Source organism: Paraburkholderia sp. BL9I2N2 (assembly GCF_004339745.1).
In the GTDB taxonomy this organism is placed as follows: domain Bacteria; phylum Pseudomonadota; class Gammaproteobacteria; order Burkholderiales; family Burkholderiaceae; genus Paraburkholderia.
In genome coordinates this window covers 950,790-966,680 of record NZ_SMGP01000004.1, presented here as the reverse complement: position 1 = coordinate 966,680, position 15,891 = coordinate 950,790, and the positions used below count along the sequence as shown (strand labels likewise).

Genomic DNA, 15,891 nt, shown 5'->3' with positions numbered 1-15,891 from the left:
GTAAAATACATTGATGCTCAATGCATAAAAAGATCGCCAAACCGGTCCTTGCCGACTCTCGCGCGGACGGGCTCGGCGGCGGTCGTACAAAACTACAGATTGCGATACTTTTTACGGTACATTTGCTGTCCCCCGCGACGCCGCGTCTTTGCGCATTGAATGTGCATGGCCGCGCTGCGCCTGTCGTATCGCACTCCCCAGTACCCTTTAAGACGGCGGTTCTCACGCAGTATGGCCAACGAAACAAACTCACCTGACTCCATCGCAGTCGCCGAGCGCGTGCGCGAGTTGATGAGCCGGCACGGAATCGGCAAACGCCAGCAGACCACGGAGCTGTGCCGCATCCTCGATCTGAGTTTTTCACAGGGGCACCGCAAGTTGCGCGGCAACAGCCCGTGGACGCTCTCGCAGATCAAGAAGGTCGCCGAGGTGTTCGGCGAACCGGCCGCCCAGCTGTTCGGCGCGCAATCGCTCGATCCCGGCATGGTCGGCGCGATCGCCCAGGAAGCCGTGTTCAGCATCGGCGCGATCGAACTGGCCTGCACGGCCTGGGTCGGCGCCGCGCTCGAGGCGGGCAGCCGCCCCGAATTCGTCGCGTACTCCCGGCTCGGTCAATGGCGCGTGGCGCGCCACGACGGCACGCTTTACCAGAGCGCGTACGAAGTTCACAAGATCGAGATCTATCCGCGCCGCGCCGAAACCGACAAGCCGACCATCGCGGTGGTCGACGACGATCAGGCCAGCGCCGACAACCTGCGCGACTATCTGGAGCGCAGCGGCTTCGCGGCGGTGGCGATCTACGGACTCGCGGCCTTTGCCGACCAGTTGCAAAGCCAGGTGTTCGACGGCATCGTGATCGACTGGCTGTTCGGCGCTCAGACTTCGGCGAACGCGATTCGCGCGGTGCGCGCCTCGGAAAATCCGGACGCGCCGATCTTCGTGCTGACTGGCGAATTGCTGACCGGCAAGGCCAGCGAATCGGAGATCAGCCAGGTGATCCGCAATTACGACGTCGCGTGCTATGAAAAGCCCGCGCGCATGGCGATCCTGGTCGCCGATCTGTCGAAGCGGCTGAACCGGCCCTAAGCGGATCCACTCGCGCCGGCAAACGGCTGAAGGCGTGTGCTCAGGTTGATGCCCACCTTCGCCCGGCCGCCACGCTTCGCATCACACCGTATGCCGCGAAGCCAAAGCCCGCTGCAACGCGCTGCGGAGCTCCTCGTAATGTACCGGCTTTAATAACGCTTCGAAGAACGGCTGCGAGCCGGCTTCTCCTTCTTCCGCCCCTCCGGCTACTTCCTCCTCCGGCGCATACGCGCTGACCACGATCACCGGCACACCCGCGGACGGCCCGCCCCGCGTGGCGAAGTCCGCGAGAAACGTATAGCCGTCGCGCTCGGGCATGTGCAGATCGAGCAACACCACGTCGCAACGGCGCGCATCGAGCCAGGCGAGCGCATCGTCGGCATTGGCGACGGCGTGCGCGTCGAAATTCATGTGCGCGATCATTTCGCTGAGCGACTCGCGGATCAGGCGGTTGTCGTCGACGATCAGCACGCACGGACGCGCGCCACCACCTGGCTCGGCGCGCGCCGCCACATCCCGCGGCTGCGCAGCCGCGACCGGCGTAACCGGAATCGTCACGGTGAAGGTGGTGCCCTCGCCGACCTTGCTCGCCACCTCGACGGTGCCGCCGAACAGTTTGACCAGCCCCTGCACGATCGTCAGCCCCATGCCCGCGCCTTCGAAGCGGCGCGTGCGCGACGCGTCCAGTTGAGTGAACTCCTGGAAGATGAGCGGAATCTGCGCATGCGGCACGCCAGGCCCCGTATCGCTGACGACGAAAACCAGCATCGCCGGCCGCTGCCGCAACTGCACGCGCACCGTGCCGGTCTCGGTATAGCGGATCGCGTTGGTGACGAGGTTGTTGACGATCTGGCGGATGCGGTGCGGATCGGAATCGACGAGACCACTCATGCCGCTCGCCTCGCTCTCCAGTTGCAGACCGCGCGCGGCGGCCGACATCGCATGTTCATCGACGATCGACGCCAGCAGTTCGCGCGGCTCGAAATGCTCGTGACGCAACTCGAGCTTGCCGGCGCCGAGGCGCGCATAGTCGGTCAGATCTTTCATCTGTGCCTCCAGATGCCGCGCCGCGGTTTCGAGCCGCTGGATCACCTTGCGGTCCGCCTCGGAGTGATAGTTGAAGCCCAGCAATTCGATCGACGACACGATCGCATGCAACGGCGTGCGCAGTTCGTGGCTGATCATGCCGAGAAACGCGTCCTTCGCATGGCTCGCCTCGCGCGCGGCGCGGCTCGCCTGGTGCTCGGCTTCGAGCGCCGCGTGCTGCTGATGCATCAGGCGCGTCCGGCGCCGTCCGTTCAGCACGAGCAACAGCGTCGCCGCCGCCGAGAGCAACAGCAGCAACATGCCGCCGGCGAACAGGATGCGACGCTTGTCGATGAAGTCGCGGTTCATCGCTTCGCGATCGGCGACGTCGGCGAAACGGCGGCTCAGCGCGAGATCGTTGACCTCGTTCCAGTGCTGACGCAGTTGCGCGACGATCCGGTTGGCCTGGCTGCGGTCTTTCGGCAGCGCGTCGACTTCGGGTTCGATGCCGCCCAGCAACTGATCGAGCGCATGGATTTCGTCCAGCTGCCTTTGCAGCAGCGAGAGCTGGGTAGTCAGCCGGCGCGTGGAACCGGCCATCACGTGCAGCTTGGATTGCAGCAACTGGTAACGCAGCATGAGCCGCTGATAGTCGTCGTCGACACCCGACTGATACAGCAGCAACTGATTCTCGAAGCGCGCGTAAGCGATTTGCAGTTGCGCGGCGTCCCAGTAGAAGCCGTCGTACGAGCCGGTCAACTGCTCGGTGGCGCGCGGGTTGAGCAGATTCGCGTACAACAGATAGCCGATCGCGCCGACCGGCGCCGCGAGCGCGGTCAGCCAGATCAGCACGTAGAGCGCACGGCGCCACGGATGGCGCATTATTTGACGATGAGGGCCTTGATCTGCCATACGAATTTCGAATCGCCCGAGGCGCCCGTGAGTTCATCCGGGAACGCATCGCGCGGGTAGATAAGGAACAGCGGCCCGAAGTCGCTGATCTTCAGACGCCGGCCGTTCATGCTGTACGCAACGACCACGCCATAGCGATCGCAGTCCGACACCGGAATGGTGTAGGTATAGTCGTCGAGCGTATGGATCTCGACCTGGCTGCCATATGCGCCGACGGTCTTCAGAATATCCGCCAGCAGCGGTCCTGTGAAGGTGGAGCGCGGCGTCCACGTGGTCGAGGTCGTGATCGAATGGACCGGCAGAGCGAGCAGTTGAGCTTCGGTGAGGCGGTATGTCTTGTGCGCGGCATCGGTGGTCTTGCCGATCTTGCCTTGCACGTCGAGCGCTAAAAGTGGCTGTTCCGACTGAGCCTGCGCACTCCACGCGGCCAGCGCGAGGACGAGGCCCGCAGCCCAGCGTGCGCCCGTGACGGCGCGTTTTCGGTCATTCACCCTGGTGGTCGAGTTGGTCATCTGCTTTTTTATTCCGTTATCTATTTTCTTGCGGGCGGCCTGACAGTCGCCGGCTCGGTCTCGTGCCGGCCCGCCGCCCCTCGCCCCGGCCGCGGTCTCGCTTCGCGCGTCGGGGTGCCGCGCGTCACCCCGACGCGCGATCTTTGAACCGCATGCATAATATCGCCAAAATTCTTTGTCTCAAAAACGAGGTCCCTCGGCCGCGCCAGAGACGCCCGCCCCACCCGCGCCACGCGACGCCCCACGAGTCATGAACAAGCCGGTTTTGCCCCTGACGTACGAACAACTCGATCACTGGATCGAATCGCTGCAGCCTGCCTTGCTGGCGGAGCGCTTCACGATGGCGATCGGCATTCTGCGCGGCGGCGCGCCGCTCGCGCTGATGGTCTCGCATGCCGTCGGAACGCCGGTCGCCTTTCTGCGCTACGACCGCCAGGCGCGCACGGTGGCCTGGGATTCGACGCTGCCGATGCCGCCCGCGGGTTCGACCGTGCTGCTGTGCGAGGACATCGCCGGGCGCGGATTTACGCTGACCGATTGCATCGCGTTTCTTCAGCAGCACGGTCTCGTGGTCAGGACGCTGACCGGCGCCGTCGACGACCTGAGCCGCACGCAACCCGACTATGCAATCGACGCGCGCGGCTACTTCGCACTGTTTCCGTGGGAGCGCCAGGCGTACACCGAGCGTTATCGCGACGACTGGGCGCGCGTCGAATCAGGCGCCGCGCCCGCGATGGCCGACGATCACGAATACGCCACCTACGCGATCGACCTCGACGGCATTCTGCTGCCCGACGTGCCGCTCGCGCGTTACGACGAGGACCTGGCCGCCGCGCTCGCCGAACGCGATGCGCTGCTGCCGTTCGAGGTGCTGCCGGAGATCGACTTGCAGCGGGTTCGCACGATCATCACCGGCCGGCCGGAAGTGGATCGCGCGCGCACCGAAACGTGGCTCGCGCGGCACGGCTTCGGCCATCTGCAACTGGTGATGCGCACGCCCGACACGCACGATGAAAGTCCCGCCGGCAGCGCCGCGCACAAGGCCGCGGCCGCACTGCGCGGCGGCGTCACGCATTTCATCGAGAGCGATCCGGTGCAGGCGCTGCTGATCGCGCAGCAAGCGCCGCTCTTGCGGGTGATCTGGTGGGACGCGGCCACGCAAACCGGCATGCTGGTCGGTGCTCGCGCGTGGACCTGAGCGCCTGAGCGCTAGACTTCTTTCGCTTCCTTGATCTCCTTGCCGTCGCGCAAGTGCAGATGCCGCGCGGCCCGCTGCGACGCGACGACGATCAGCTTCATCGTCGCGCGCGTGGCGCCGACGAACAGCTTGCGCGCGATGCGTTCGTCGAAAGTCTCGAAGTCGACCTCGGTGAATATCACGCACGGCGCCGCCTGTCCCTTGAAGCGGTAGATTGACTCGAACAGCACGTCGCCTTCGCGGTATTCGGGGTTGCCGAACAGATCGTACTTGCCCGTGAAACTGCGCAGCCGATGCGGCCCGAGTTGATCCAGCGCGCTCATCGCCGAGCCCTCGCGGCCGCGAAACGACAGCACCACGATGTCCTGCTTGCGAAAGCCGAGCGAGAGCGCCTGCGTGATCGCGCGCTTGGTGGCCTCGATGCTGCCTTCGGCGGCATTCGCTTCGTCGTAGACCGAGAGCGAGATATCGGAGCCGTCGAACGGACTGCCGGACGCGAGCGCCGCGGCGACCGGCACCGAGGCGCCGACCACGTCGCGCACGTAATCGAGGATGTCGCGCGGGCTGCGATAGTTGGTGGTTTCCTTCAGCGTGGTCCAGCCGGGTAGCGCGACGGGTTCACGCATGTACAGATTCTGCAGCGGGTCTTCGAGCCACCACCACGCGGCGCCGGGGCGCAACAGACGTTCGAGCGCAGCGACCCACGGCTGCTGGAAGTCCTGGCCTTCGTCGACGATCAGCACGTCGAATTGCCAGCGCGGATCGATCGGCGTATCGGCGAAAGTCGTTTCGAGCTGGTCGAACACATCGCCCGCCTGGAAATCGGGTTCGCGGCCCGCGTCGCGCGCGATCCAGTCGCACAGCTGGTGATAGTTCGCTACCTTCGCCTCAGGCGGCGCGACCCGTGCGATGTGATCCGCCAGCGGCCGGTTGAAGCACACGTATAGCGGACGCTGGCCGCGCGCCACCGCGTCCTTCATGACCTGCACCGCGAGTTGCGTCTTGCCGGAGCCGGCCGTGCCGATCACGCGCAGCCGGAACGGCGCGAACTCGAGCCGCCGCGCCCATGTCGCAAGACCGCCCGCGAGCCGCGTGACGAGCGTGCCTGCTTGCCCGACCAGCGCGCTCGCGTCGGGCGTGAGCGCCAGTTCGTCGGCGAGAAAGTGGTGGATTTTCGGCGCGCAGACAAGGTGCGGTTCGTCGGCCGGCAAGGCTTCGCGGATGATCGCCGCGAGCCGGTCTTTCCGCGTTGCATCCACGATCCGCGCGGGATTCACGCCGGCGATCGCCGCGTCCTTGACGATGTGGTCCGGACAGTACAGCAGTTCCTCGACGAAATACGTGCCCGCGCCAAACGCCGCGGTAAAGCGCCGATGCAGACTTTCGATGGTGTGCGCGAGCGCGATCGCCACATTGCGCTCGGTCTGCAGATAGACCTTGACGAGCCCTTTCGGCGTTTCGCGCAGAAAGCCGGTTTTCTGTTCGACGATCATCACGCGCCCAGCCGGGCTGACGATCACGAAGTCGGCTTCGCCGAACACCGAGAAGTTCTGGTTCAGGCGCGTCCAGTGCACGCCGTGATAGACGGTGTAGCCATCAGGCAGCGCCTCTTCGAGCAACGCCAGCGTTTCGCGTTCGCGGGCCGCCGCGCCGGTGGCGGCGAGGCTCTTCCAGTCGTCGGGAACAATGCGGGCCATGCGTGCCTCGTCGGATTCGGGTGGGGCTCATTGTACGCAACGCGCGCGCATTGCCGAATGCCTGCCGGGGCGTCGCTTTCAGACGCGCTTCCCGCCATCTTCGGCCCGGCCGGCTGCCGCCCGGCGGCGCGCAAAATCACCCGCATCGTGTATCGTTACTGGCTGAACGCCGCGCGACCGGCGCGGCTTACCAACGTAAAGAAAAGGATTTACCGGATGATTACGATCTGGGGACGCGCCAATTCGGTCAACGTCCAGAAAGTGTTATGGTGCTGCGATGAGCTGGTGCTGCCGTATGACCGTATCGACGCCGGCCTGCAATTCGGCCGTAACAACGAAGCCGACTATCTCGCGATGAACCCGACCGGCAAGATCCCGACGCTGGTCGACGACGACTTCGTGCTGTGGGAATCGAACTCGATCCTGCGTTATCTCGTGACGCAGTACGGCGAAGGCAGTCTGTTGTATCCGTCGGAGCCGGCATCGCGCGCCAGCGTCGACCGCTGGCTGGACTGGTCGCTGTCCACGCTGCAACCCGCCGAACGACCGGTATTCTGGGCGCTCGTGCGCACGCCGGCCGCCGAGCGCGACGCCGCCAGACTCGCCACCGACTTCGACGCCGTCACCGCGCTGTGGCGCATGCTGGACACGCATCTGCAAGGACGTTTCTTCCTTGAAGGCGAGAAGTTCACGCTGGCCGACATCGTGATCGGCGCTTACGCCAAACGCTGGTTCGGGCTGGACGGCGTGGCGCGGCCGCCGCTGCCGAATCTGGAGCGCTGGTATTCGCGCATTGCGACGCGCACGGGGTTCAAGAAGTACGTCGACTTCCCGCTGACTTGAGCCATCGGGCCGCGCGCGGCCCGTGCTCTGGCCACGCACGCTACCGCTCGATCATGCCGCGCATAGCCAAGGCGGCGGCCCCGCGCTTCGCGCGCCGGCACGGCAAGACGCGATGGCCTTTATAATCGACGCATGAAGACCGCCAAGCCCGCCGCGACCGCCGACAAAGCCACCTCCGCCGCCTCCGCTCATTCCGATGAACCGGGGCACACGCACGGTGTTTCGCAGGAAGCCGCACTGACACTCGCGGAAGAATATTGCCGCGAACGCGGCGAAAAACTCACGCCGATCCGTCGCAAAGTGCTCGAATTGCTGCTGAATTCCGGGCGCGCCACCAAAGCGTATTCACTGCTCGACGAGATGCGCCAGATCCATCCCGGCTCGGCGCCGCCCACGGTGTACCGGGCGCTGGACTTTCTGCTCTCGGCGGGGCTCGTGCATCGGATCGAATCGATCAATGCGTTCACCGTCTGCCACGATCTGACGCAATGCCAGCACGGCATCCTGGTGGTGTGCCAGCAATGCGGCAACGTCACCGAATTGCATCAGCCGAAACTGCGCCAGGCACTCGTCGCACAAATCGAAGACTCAGGCTACCGTCTCGCGAGCGATGAAATCGAATTGAAGGGATTGTGTTCTGCCTGCCAGGCGTTGGAAGCGGCGGCGTCGAGCAAGGATTCGGGAACGCCTGTCGCCGCCGTCAAATAGCGGCAACGAACGGCAACGTGCGCAAAACCGCACTCGCCCCCTACTTTGCCATCAAGCCAGGCATCTGAGGATGCAGGCGTGTCACGGCGCGGCTGTCAAGCCGTGCCGCGAATCCGTGGGTTTACCTCGAAGCCCTGATTCAGCCCGCCGCGCGAGCGTGAATTGCGTCGTGCAGCAGCGTCACGAGGTCATCGGGCAAAGCCGGCTTGGTCATGAAATGCTGGAAGCCTTCACCGATGCTGCGTAATCGGTAGGCGTCGTCAGTGTGGCCGGTGAGCGCCACCGCCACCGACGGCGGGTGGTCGCCACGAATCTCGTGGTCGCGCAGGCGCTGGATCAGGTAGAAACCGTCCATGGCGGGCAGTTCCAGATCGCACACGACGGCGTCGGGCAATAACCGCAGTGCCGCCTCCACGCCCTCTTCCGCATCCGCCACAGCGACGACATGCGCGCCTTCCGCTTCGAGTAATAGGGTCAACGATTCCCGGCTGTCCGGGTCGTCTTCTACGAGCACGATCGTGGCCTGATCGAGTCTCAATGCTCCGCTCATTTTCCGTTGTTGCTCTAAAAAACCGGTTAGGCCGTCCGACTTGGCCAACGTTTCGCCCTGCTGCTTGCCGCCGATTTGCGCGACTGCGATATTGCTGTTCATGGTTCCGACTCGATTTCGTACGCCGAGTTGCACACAGGGCCCAAGATTGTAAAACATGGCCCGAGCACCAACGCGCGCACAGTAACGCGCCAAAATTGCACGCCAATGAAAAACCGGCCCTCGCCGCCACAGTCATGGCTGACCGATGCCGACTCCCGATTCGCCGCGGCGGCTCGTGCAAACCCCATTGGCACGGCCCTTCCCGCCTGGCGCCTCTTTTCACATTCCTGTTCTTTTGCAAAGCCGGCGACCTGTGTTGATGCCGCCTGCATTTACATCCAACCGATCAGTAGCACGTTGCGTGCCTCGCCGGCTTCGGCGTCGGACGAATGCGGCGCGGCGCCGGGCCTTGCTGAACTGGCTGCGGGGGGCGCTATCATCGTGGGCGCACCGCATCGGGGATTGCCCCGCTGCGGCGCCGCGCGTCATGCTCTTGCCATGTCCCGTTTTCCGCTTCCCACCTTGAGGCCGCCCGACACCATGTCCGATCTCGACTCCGCCACGCTCGAAGCCCTTCGCCAGGTCAGCACCGCCACGCTGACGACTCAATTGTTCAAGCGCGGCCTGCGCAATACGTTCATGCAGGGCGTCGCGCCGCTCGCCGCGCACAACGGCGCAAATCTGGTCGGGCCGGCGTTTACGCTGCGCAACATTCCGTCGCGGGAAGACATCGACGTGCTCGAACTCTTCGCCGATCCCGAGTATGCCCAGCGCAAATGTGTCGAGACGATTCCGGCCGGCCATGTGCTCGTGCAGGATTGCCGCGGTGAGCGTGGCAGCGCGTCGTTCGGTTCGATCCTGACGCAACGCTTGCAGGTTCGCGGCGTGGCGGGCATGGTGTCCGACGGCCCGGTGCGAGACAGCACGACGATCGCGGCGCTCGGCATCCCCGTGTTCTGCGCGGGCGCGAGCGCGCCGCCCAATCTGATTCGCCATCACGCGGTGGATATCAATGTGCCGATCGGCTGCGGCGGCGTCGCGGTGTTTCCTGGCGACGTGATCGTCGGCGATGCGGACGGTGTGGTGGTGATTCCTTTGAAAATGGCGGTAGAGGTTGCGCAAGCCGCTGCCGAACAGGAGCAACTCGAAGCGTTTCTCACCGAGCGGATTCGTGACGGCGCCGCCTTGCCCGGTACTTACCCGCCGAACGAAACGACCAAAGCCGCTTATGAGGCGTGGAAGGAAAAACGCAAAGCGTAAGGCGGGGTGATCGCGTTCCGTGTGACGCCGGCGCGGCTCAGCGAGCAGCGGCCATCAATCGGCTATCAATCGGCTTTCTTCGGACCAATGCCCTGCAGCAGCAAGGCCACGGCATGCCGCGCGATTTCCTCGCCGCCGATATTGCGACGCACGGGATCGTTGCACCACAGCTTCGATGTGGCCAGCGGCAAGATCGTCAGCCCCAGCAGCGTGACGAATACGAGCGCGGGTTCCAGTCCGGCGTTCAAGCGCCCTTCTTTCTGCCAGCGGGCAATGGCTGACAGCGACGCCTTCTGATGCGCGTTGCCGAAGCGCTCGTGCATGCGCTGACGCAACAGACCGCCGTCGCTGATCACTTCGCGCACCCACAGCGACGGAAACCACGGGTGGTCGGCCGCCACCTGCACCAGTCGCTGCGCGAGTTGCGTGATCGCCGCGACCGGATCGTCGGGATTTTCCTGGAACGGCACGCCGAGCCCCGCGCGCAGCGGCGCGAAACGTTCGTCGATCAGCACGTCGAGCAGTTGATCGCGCGTCTTGAAGTAGTAATGCATCATCGCCGGCGTGAAACCGGCCTCGCGGGCGATCTCCCCAAGCGTGGTGTCGACGATGCCCTGCCGCGCGAACAGCACGAGCGCGGCATCGAGCAAGCGGTTGCGCTGCTCCGGTCCGCGCGCGGCGCCTGAAGGCCTGCCTGGCCGCCGTGCGGGTGCGGCGGCCGCCTCCGGTTTTACCGACAGCGCGCCTGCGTGGGTTTCAACGGCGTGGCTCGGCGCGGAGCGCGCCTTGCGAACCTTCACGGCAGCCGTGTCAGGCACCGTGTTTTTCATCCTTCGACCATCGGACGGAATCCTTGCCATTGCCTTCAAATTGACTGGTGACGCGATGTCGCATATATTAATCTCTGAATTAATTAATTTCAACCCGTGATGCCATGAACCAATCGACCACGACACAACCCGCCGAGCTGACGCAGGCCCACGCGCAGGCGAGCGCGCAGGCAGCCGATCACCCGCCGATCCGCCTGCTGTTTCCGGCACTGCTGCTGGTCATGCTGCTCGCCGCGCTCGATCAGACGATCGTCTCGACGGCGCTGCCGACCATCGTCGGCGAACTGGGCGGGCTCAATAATCTGTCATGGGTGGTGACCGCCTATCTGCTCAGCTCGACCATCGTCGTGCCGCTGTACGGCAAGTTCGGCGACCTGTTCGGCCGCAAGATCGTGCTGCAGACAGCGATCATCGTGTTCCTGGTCGGCTCCGCGCTGTGCGGCGTCGCGCAGGACATGACGCAGCTCATCGTGCTGCGCGCGCTGCAAGGTCTCGGCGGCGGCGGTTTGCTGGTGGTGACGATGGCCGCCATCGCCGACGTGATTCCGCCGGCTGAACGCGGCCGCTATCAGGGCGTGTTCGGCGGTGTGTTCGGTCTTGCGACCGTGATCGGTCCGCTGCTCGGCGGCTTTCTCGTCGAGCACCTGACGTGGCGATGGATCTTCTACATCAATCTGCCGCTCGGCATCATTTCGCTCGTCGTGATCGGCGCGGTCTTCAGGCCGCACGTTCGCCAAGTGAAGCACACCATCGACTACATGGGCGCCGCGTTTCTCGCCGGCGCCCTCACCTGCATCATCCTGTTCACGAGCCAGGGCGGCACGATCCTGCCGTGGTCGTCGCCGCAACTCTGGTTCACGCTGGGCATGGGCCTCGTGGCGATCTGGGGTTTCATTCACGAAGAACGCAGCGCGGTCGAACCGATCATGCCGCTCGAACTCTTCAAACAGCGCACGTTTTTGCTGAGCAGCCTGATCGGCTTCATCATCGGCGTATCGCTGTTCGGCTCGGTGACGTTCCTGCCGCTGTATTTGCAGGTGGTCAAAGGCTCGACGCCATCGGAAGCCGGCATGCAGATGCTGCCGATGATGGGCGGCCTGTTCCTGATGTCGATGGTGACCGGCCGGGTGATCAGCAAGATCGGCAAGTACCGCATGTTCCCGATCGCGGGCACGTTTCTCGTGGCGGTCGCAATGCTGCTGCTCGCACGTCTGCAGATCAGCACGCCGATTCATGTGATGTATCTCGACATGGGCATTCTCGGCTGCGGGCTCGGCATGGTGATGCAGGTGCTGATTCTCGCGGTGCAGAACACCGTGGAGTTCAAGCATATGGGCGTGGCGACTTCGGGCGCGACGCTGTTCCGCTCGATCGGTGGTTCGATTGGCGTGGCGAGCTTCGGCGCCGTGTTCTCCAACGGTCTCGCCGCGCGCCTCGAAAAGCTGATCCCGCCCGACACCGAATTGCCGCACGCGCTCGGACCTGCCGCGATCCACGAGTTGCCGCAAGCGTTGCGCGACGATTATCTGCAAGCATTCGCGGGCGCGTTGCACACGGTGTACCTTTCGGCTGCGTGCGTGGTGGTGCTGGCGTTCGCGCTCGCATGGCTGCTGAAGGATCATCCGCTGCGCAAGCACTGACTATTTTTCGCGCCTTTCTCAGGCGCTTGATGCAAGTGCTTAATGACGAGGTCGGACGCCGTGCGCGCCGACCTCGTTCTATTTTCAGCGCCCTTCGAATGGTGTGAAAAAACCTTCACGCCCGTTCGTCCTGCCGATACAGGGGGTATTTCGTCGTACCTGCAAATGTGCGCTGGCGCACATAACATAGGTAGCAACGGCGATTGACGTTCTCACTGAAACGCCACATATTGCAACCAGCGGCATCGCAAGCGTGGCCTTGCCGCAATGACTCTCCGGCGCATGTGGATCGTGATTTCCGCGGACATTGCTCCCGCTTCAACATGATCCGGAACATGCCGTAATGGCATCGTTTTCCAAAGGTGGGTCCACAGCATGTCCACCCAGACACTACTCGGACATAGTTTTCCGACGCCTTGCAAGCGGTGTGGCGGCGCACTGTACCGGCAAGTCGACTATTGCCCGTATTGCGGCGCGGTCCATCCACTCGACGCGGGTCCGCACAAGCGCACAGTGATTCCCGGCAGCCGCGCCAGCGCCATGAACAAATCTGCGCAAAAGAACAGCCTCGAGAACAGCCTCGATGCGGCGACAGCCGATGAGACCGACCCCACGACGCGTGCCACGTTCGCGAGCGAACCCGCTCGTGGCGAGGCTGTGATGCCTGCGTCCGCACTCGTTTCACCGGACGCGCCGATTCCGCATCTTCACGCGCTGCCCAATGCGGCGGCTCACGGCGCAATCCCGCTTCGCAAGGTGCTCTATGCCGTCGGCGCAGTTGTCGTAATCGGCCTGGCGTATGTCGGATATGCGCTATTCAGCGATCGCGATTCATTGAGCGGCAGTAGCGACCAGTCGGCTGAAACCGAAACTACTCAGGACGCCAGAACGACGACCGGCACGATCGCACTGTATTCGCCGGCTCAGTCCACCAACCAGGCTGCCACCGCGGGCAAACCCGCCGTTCCCGTCAATCCCGCCAGGCCGGTACAGGCGATGCCGGCGACGCCCATCGCGCCACCGGTGGCCGCTGCGCCCGCCAAACCCGCGCCACAGTTCCGCGATGCCGCGCAAGCTTTGCAGGTGGCGCGCCTCGCTTTCCGCGCCAACGATCTCTCCGCGGCACAAGCCGCGCTCGGCGCCGCGCAAACGATCCAACCGGGCAGTTCCGACGCACAAGACCTCGCGGCAGAATTGAAGTCGCTGGCCGCCCGCCGCGACGCCGCGTTGCAAGCAGCGCAAACTTGCGCCGCGCAGCAGTCGTGGCCTTGCGCACGTCAACACGCCAACGAAGCGCTCGCGATCGATACCGGCAACGACACGGCGAAGTCCATTCTTGAACGCGTGATTCGCGAGACCGGCTGGGCGCCGCTCAACCCGCGCGCCGCGGCAGGCACGCCGCCACAAGCCAAAGCGTCGGCGCAAGCGCAAGCCGCAGCCTCGTCGCAGCAGGCGGTTCAGCTACAGACGCCGTTGCCCAAAGGCACGCCCCCGAACAGCGAAGTCGTGGTGGGCGCCCCGCGTTCCGCCGCCGCGACGCCGGAGGGCAACAGCGTCGAGGCACGCGAACGCGCCATCAAGGACTCCGGCTGGAAACGTCCGGCGACGAATGCCGCGAAGCCCTCCGCGGGTGGTTCACCGAGCCAGTGACAGATAATCTGGATACCGAATCGTATAAACAATCCGCCCGAAAATCGCGCACGTCAGCGCGTATCGTTTGAGAGGTAACAGACGGACGTGGCGGGCGCGGCACATAGAACATGACATGGCAATCCGGCTCACTGGTGCTTCACGCGAGTCGACGCGCGAAGTCGTACGAACCTGACCGATAGGTAGATAGACCATGCTGAAGAGACTTCTGGCGGGATGGCTGGGGCTGGCGCTGATGGTCGCATCTTCACTGGCCTGTGCGGAGCCGGCGCACTACAAGATCGTCACCGGTCCGGAACGGGGTACGTATATTCAGATCGGCCAGGATCTGTCGAAATGGGTTGCGCAACCAGCGGGCATCGACCTGGAAGTGATGGCCTCGAAGGGCTCCGCTGAAAACGTGCAACGCATGCGCTTCGAGCCGGGCGTGAAACTGGCGCTCGTGCAATCCGACGTGTACCAGGCTTACATCGACATGGCCAACGCCGGCAATGCCGATGCCGGCACGGCAATCCGGCCGCTGCGGCTCATCATGCCGCTCTACGACGAGGAAATCAACGTCGTGGTGCGCGCGGACTCGCCGCTGAAAACCCTCGCCGATATCAAGGACAAAAGTATCAGTGTCGGCCTGATCGGCAGCGGCACCGCGCAGTCGGCCACGACGCTCTATCACTTGATGTTCGGTCAGGCAATTCCTGAGCAGAACATCCAGCATCTCAGCAACGAAGACGCGCTGGCCGCGTTGATCGTCAAGAAAGTGGACGTCGCGATCATCGTGGTCGGACAGCCGGCGAAACTGTTCAACGACATGAACCCCGACCTGTTGCAGCAAATCCGCCTTCTAAGGGCCGATCCGGCCGCACCCGAAACCACCCGCGCCAAACAAACCTATTTCCCGACGACGATTCGCGCGGCCAGTTATCCGACCTGGCTGAAGGAAGACGTGCCCGCGCTGACCGTCAAGGCGTTTCTCGTCACGTACGACTATGGCCTGCGCGATACCGTCGGCAATCTGAATCGCTTTGCCGATTCGCTATGCGCCAACTTCGACAATCTTCAGGAGCACGGGCATCCGAAATGGAAGCAGGTGAAGCTGGAGTTGCCGCCTCTCGTGCGCGGGTGGAAATACTACTCACCGGTCGAGAAGCATCTGCGCGCGTGTCTCGTGAACAAGAGCGCCGCGATGAACGCCACGGCGGTCCAGCAGGCCGCGCCGAAACCACGTCCGACGTGTACGGATCAGGAACGCTTGCTTCTGCTGTGCAAGTAAGTTCGGCGCATTGGCAAGCGAATGTTCAGGCGCGCCATCGGCAACGACTGAACTAGCCGGCAGCCTGACCTGCCGGCTTCGGCGGCATTGGGCCGAAGAACATCGCCATGAACTTGTCACGGCCGATCACGCGGACCAGTTCGGCGACCACGCAATAGCTGGCGACCAGCGTCACCAGCAAGATCTGGATGGCCCAGAAATGCGGCCAGTTCAGATCGGCGAGCAGCTTCTGGTTGGCGGCGGCGAGACTCGGCGCCTCCTTCCAGTATTCATAGAGATGCTCCAGGTAGTGCACGATCAAGGCCACCAGCGTATAAATCGCCGTCTTCCAGCCGATATTCCAGATCAACGGTTTCCGGGGAAAACGGTTGATGAACGGCAGCATGTTGGCGATCAACACCGACTTGCCGAGAATCAACGCGGCGATGGTCACGGAGACCGACGTTGGCAGCGTGACGTCGTAGCCTCGGTTGATCAGCGCGCGCATGATCGCGACAATATGCAGGATGACGAAGAAATAGATAGTCGGCGGAAGCATCTCCATAAATTCGTGCTTGATCTTGGCGGTCAGTTTGCTCATGTTCGTCTCCTGTGTCGATCAGAGTTAGCGCTTTAGCGCTTACTCTGGTCCCACGCAAAGCGGTCGATCAGAGTTAGCGCTTTAGCG

General features: G+C 63.8%; 14 protein-coding genes. 8 read left to right on the top strand and 6 right to left on the bottom strand.

The genetic code is table 11. The features are described 5' to 3' along the window. Positions 1-231: 231 nt before the first annotated feature. Entirely contained in the window at positions 232-1,086 is an 855-nt protein-coding gene (locus tag B0G74_RS40790) for a helix-turn-helix domain-containing protein (protein ID WP_132382904.1), read from the top strand. 81 nt (positions 1,087-1,167) lie between these two features. Here the strand turns inward: B0G74_RS40790 and B0G74_RS40785 are convergent, their stop codons facing one another. Together B0G74_RS40785 and B0G74_RS40780 are read right to left on the bottom strand one after the other, a co-directional pair. Next, entirely contained in the window at positions 1,168-3,024 is a 1,857-nt protein-coding gene (locus B0G74_RS40785) for an ATP-binding protein (RefSeq protein ID WP_132382902.1), read from the bottom strand. After that, positions 2,994-3,536, bottom strand: coding sequence for a molybdopterin-dependent oxidoreductase (locus B0G74_RS40780; RefSeq protein ID WP_132382900.1), 543 nt, complete (start codon positions 3,534-3,536; stop codon positions 2,994-2,996). Before B0G74_RS40780 ends, B0G74_RS40785 begins: the two co-directional genes overlap by 31 nt. A gap of 250 nt (positions 3,537-3,786) precedes the next feature. Between B0G74_RS40780 and B0G74_RS40775 the strand changes: the two genes are divergently transcribed. Beyond that, positions 3,787-4,734 (top strand): phosphoribosyltransferase, encoded by a 948-nt coding sequence (locus B0G74_RS40775; RefSeq protein WP_132382898.1) that lies wholly within the window; start codon positions 3,787-3,789, stop codon positions 4,732-4,734. A gap of 11 nt (positions 4,735-4,745) precedes the next feature. Here the strand turns inward: B0G74_RS40775 and B0G74_RS40770 are convergent, their stop codons facing one another. Further along, positions 4,746-6,431 (bottom strand): ATP-binding domain-containing protein, encoded by a 1,686-nt coding sequence (locus B0G74_RS40770; protein ID WP_132382896.1) that lies wholly within the window; start codon positions 6,429-6,431, stop codon positions 4,746-4,748. 216 nt (positions 6,432-6,647) lie between these two features. Here B0G74_RS40770 and B0G74_RS40765 point away from each other — a divergent pair, with 216 nt between their 5' ends. After that, positions 6,648-7,274 carry a glutathione S-transferase gene (locus B0G74_RS40765; protein WP_132382894.1) on the top strand — a complete coding sequence of 209 codons (627 nt, stop codon included), beginning with the start codon at positions 6,648-6,650 and terminating at the stop codon, positions 7,272-7,274. Positions 7,275-7,406: 132 nt separating this feature from the next. Further along, positions 7,407-7,982, top strand: a complete 576-nt coding sequence (locus tag B0G74_RS40760) for a Fur family transcriptional regulator (protein ID WP_132382892.1) — start codon at positions 7,407-7,409, stop codon at positions 7,980-7,982. Positions 7,983-8,121: 139 nt separating this feature from the next. Here the strand turns inward: B0G74_RS40760 and B0G74_RS40755 are convergent, their stop codons facing one another. Continuing rightward, positions 8,122-8,634 carry a response regulator gene (locus tag B0G74_RS40755; protein ID WP_132382890.1) on the bottom strand — a complete coding sequence of 171 codons (513 nt, stop codon included), beginning with the start codon at positions 8,632-8,634 and terminating at the stop codon, positions 8,122-8,124. A 438-nt stretch (positions 8,635-9,072) separates the two neighbouring features. Here B0G74_RS40755 and B0G74_RS40750 point away from each other — a divergent pair, with 438 nt between their 5' ends. Continuing rightward, a complete protein-coding gene (locus B0G74_RS40750; RefSeq protein WP_243658545.1) occupies positions 9,073-9,834 on the top strand; it encodes a ribonuclease activity regulator RraA in 762 nt (253 codons plus the stop codon). Positions 9,835-9,899: 65 nt separating this feature from the next. On the opposite strand, the gene B0G74_RS40745 is transcribed toward B0G74_RS40750, so the two are convergent. Beyond that, complete coding sequence (locus B0G74_RS40745; protein WP_132382888.1) at positions 9,900-10,694, bottom strand: TetR/AcrR family transcriptional regulator; 795 nt, start codon at positions 10,692-10,694, stop codon at positions 9,900-9,902. Between the two features lie 74 nt (positions 10,695-10,768). Here B0G74_RS40745 and B0G74_RS40740 point away from each other — a divergent pair, with 74 nt between their 5' ends. The 3 genes from B0G74_RS40740 (at position 10,769) to B0G74_RS40730 (ending at position 15,224) form a co-directional block, all read left to right on the top strand. Then, complete coding sequence (locus tag B0G74_RS40740) at positions 10,769-12,304, top strand: MDR family MFS transporter (RefSeq protein WP_132382886.1); 1,536 nt, start codon at positions 10,769-10,771, stop codon at positions 12,302-12,304. Between the two features lie 375 nt (positions 12,305-12,679). Next, positions 12,680-13,954: a hypothetical protein gene (locus B0G74_RS40735; RefSeq protein WP_132382884.1), complete on the top strand. Its 1,275-nt coding sequence runs from the start codon at positions 12,680-12,682 to the stop codon at positions 13,952-13,954. Positions 13,955-14,147: 193 nt separating this feature from the next. Then, positions 14,148-15,224 (top strand): TAXI family TRAP transporter solute-binding subunit, encoded by a 1,077-nt coding sequence (locus B0G74_RS40730; protein ID WP_132382882.1) that lies wholly within the window; start codon positions 14,148-14,150, stop codon positions 15,222-15,224. A gap of 52 nt (positions 15,225-15,276) precedes the next feature. Here the strand turns inward: B0G74_RS40730 and B0G74_RS40725 are convergent, their stop codons facing one another. Continuing rightward, positions 15,277-15,804 carry a hypothetical protein gene (locus tag B0G74_RS40725; RefSeq protein ID WP_132382880.1) on the bottom strand — a complete coding sequence of 176 codons (528 nt, stop codon included), beginning with the start codon at positions 15,802-15,804 and terminating at the stop codon, positions 15,277-15,279. Positions 15,805-15,891: the final 87 nt, after the last annotated feature.

Bases quoted from the DNA above. Each gene is read 5' to 3' on its own strand.
- B0G74_RS40790 (WP_132382904.1), top strand. From the start codon at position 232: ATGGCCAACGAAACAAACTCACCTGACTCCATCGCAGTCGCCGAGCGC.
- B0G74_RS40775 (WP_132382898.1), top strand. From the start codon at position 3,787: ATGAACAAGCCGGTTTTGCCCCTGACGTACGAACAACTCGATCACTGG.
- B0G74_RS40760 (WP_132382892.1), top strand. From the start codon at position 7,407: ATGAAGACCGCCAAGCCCGCCGCGACCGCCGACAAAGCCACCTCCGCC.
- B0G74_RS40765 (WP_132382894.1), top strand. From the start codon at position 6,648: ATGATTACGATCTGGGGACGCGCCAATTCGGTCAACGTCCAGAAAGTG.
- B0G74_RS40725 (WP_132382880.1), bottom strand. From the start codon at position 15,804: ATGAGCAAACTGACCGCCAAGATCAAGCACGAATTTATGGAGATGCTT.
- B0G74_RS40730 (WP_132382882.1), top strand. From the start codon at position 14,148: ATGCTGAAGAGACTTCTGGCGGGATGGCTGGGGCTGGCGCTGATGGTC.
- B0G74_RS40780 (WP_132382900.1), bottom strand. From the start codon at position 3,536: ATGACCAACTCGACCACCAGGGTGAATGACCGAAAACGCGCCGTCACG.
- B0G74_RS40785 (WP_132382902.1), bottom strand. From the start codon at position 3,024: ATGGCAGATCAAGGCCCTCATCGTCAAATAATGCGCCATCCGTGGCGC.
- B0G74_RS40740 (WP_132382886.1), top strand. From the start codon at position 10,769: ATGAACCAATCGACCACGACACAACCCGCCGAGCTGACGCAGGCCCAC.
- B0G74_RS40750 (WP_243658545.1), top strand. From the start codon at position 9,073: ATGTCCCGTTTTCCGCTTCCCACCTTGAGGCCGCCCGACACCATGTCC.
- B0G74_RS40755 (WP_132382890.1), bottom strand. From the start codon at position 8,634: ATGAACAGCAATATCGCAGTCGCGCAAATCGGCGGCAAGCAGCAGGGC.
- B0G74_RS40735 (WP_132382884.1), top strand. From the start codon at position 12,680: ATGTCCACCCAGACACTACTCGGACATAGTTTTCCGACGCCTTGCAAG.
- B0G74_RS40770 (WP_132382896.1), bottom strand. From the start codon at position 6,431: ATGGCCCGCATTGTTCCCGACGACTGGAAGAGCCTCGCCGCCACCGGC.
- B0G74_RS40745 (WP_132382888.1), bottom strand. From the start codon at position 10,694: ATGGCAAGGATTCCGTCCGATGGTCGAAGGATGAAAAACACGGTGCCT.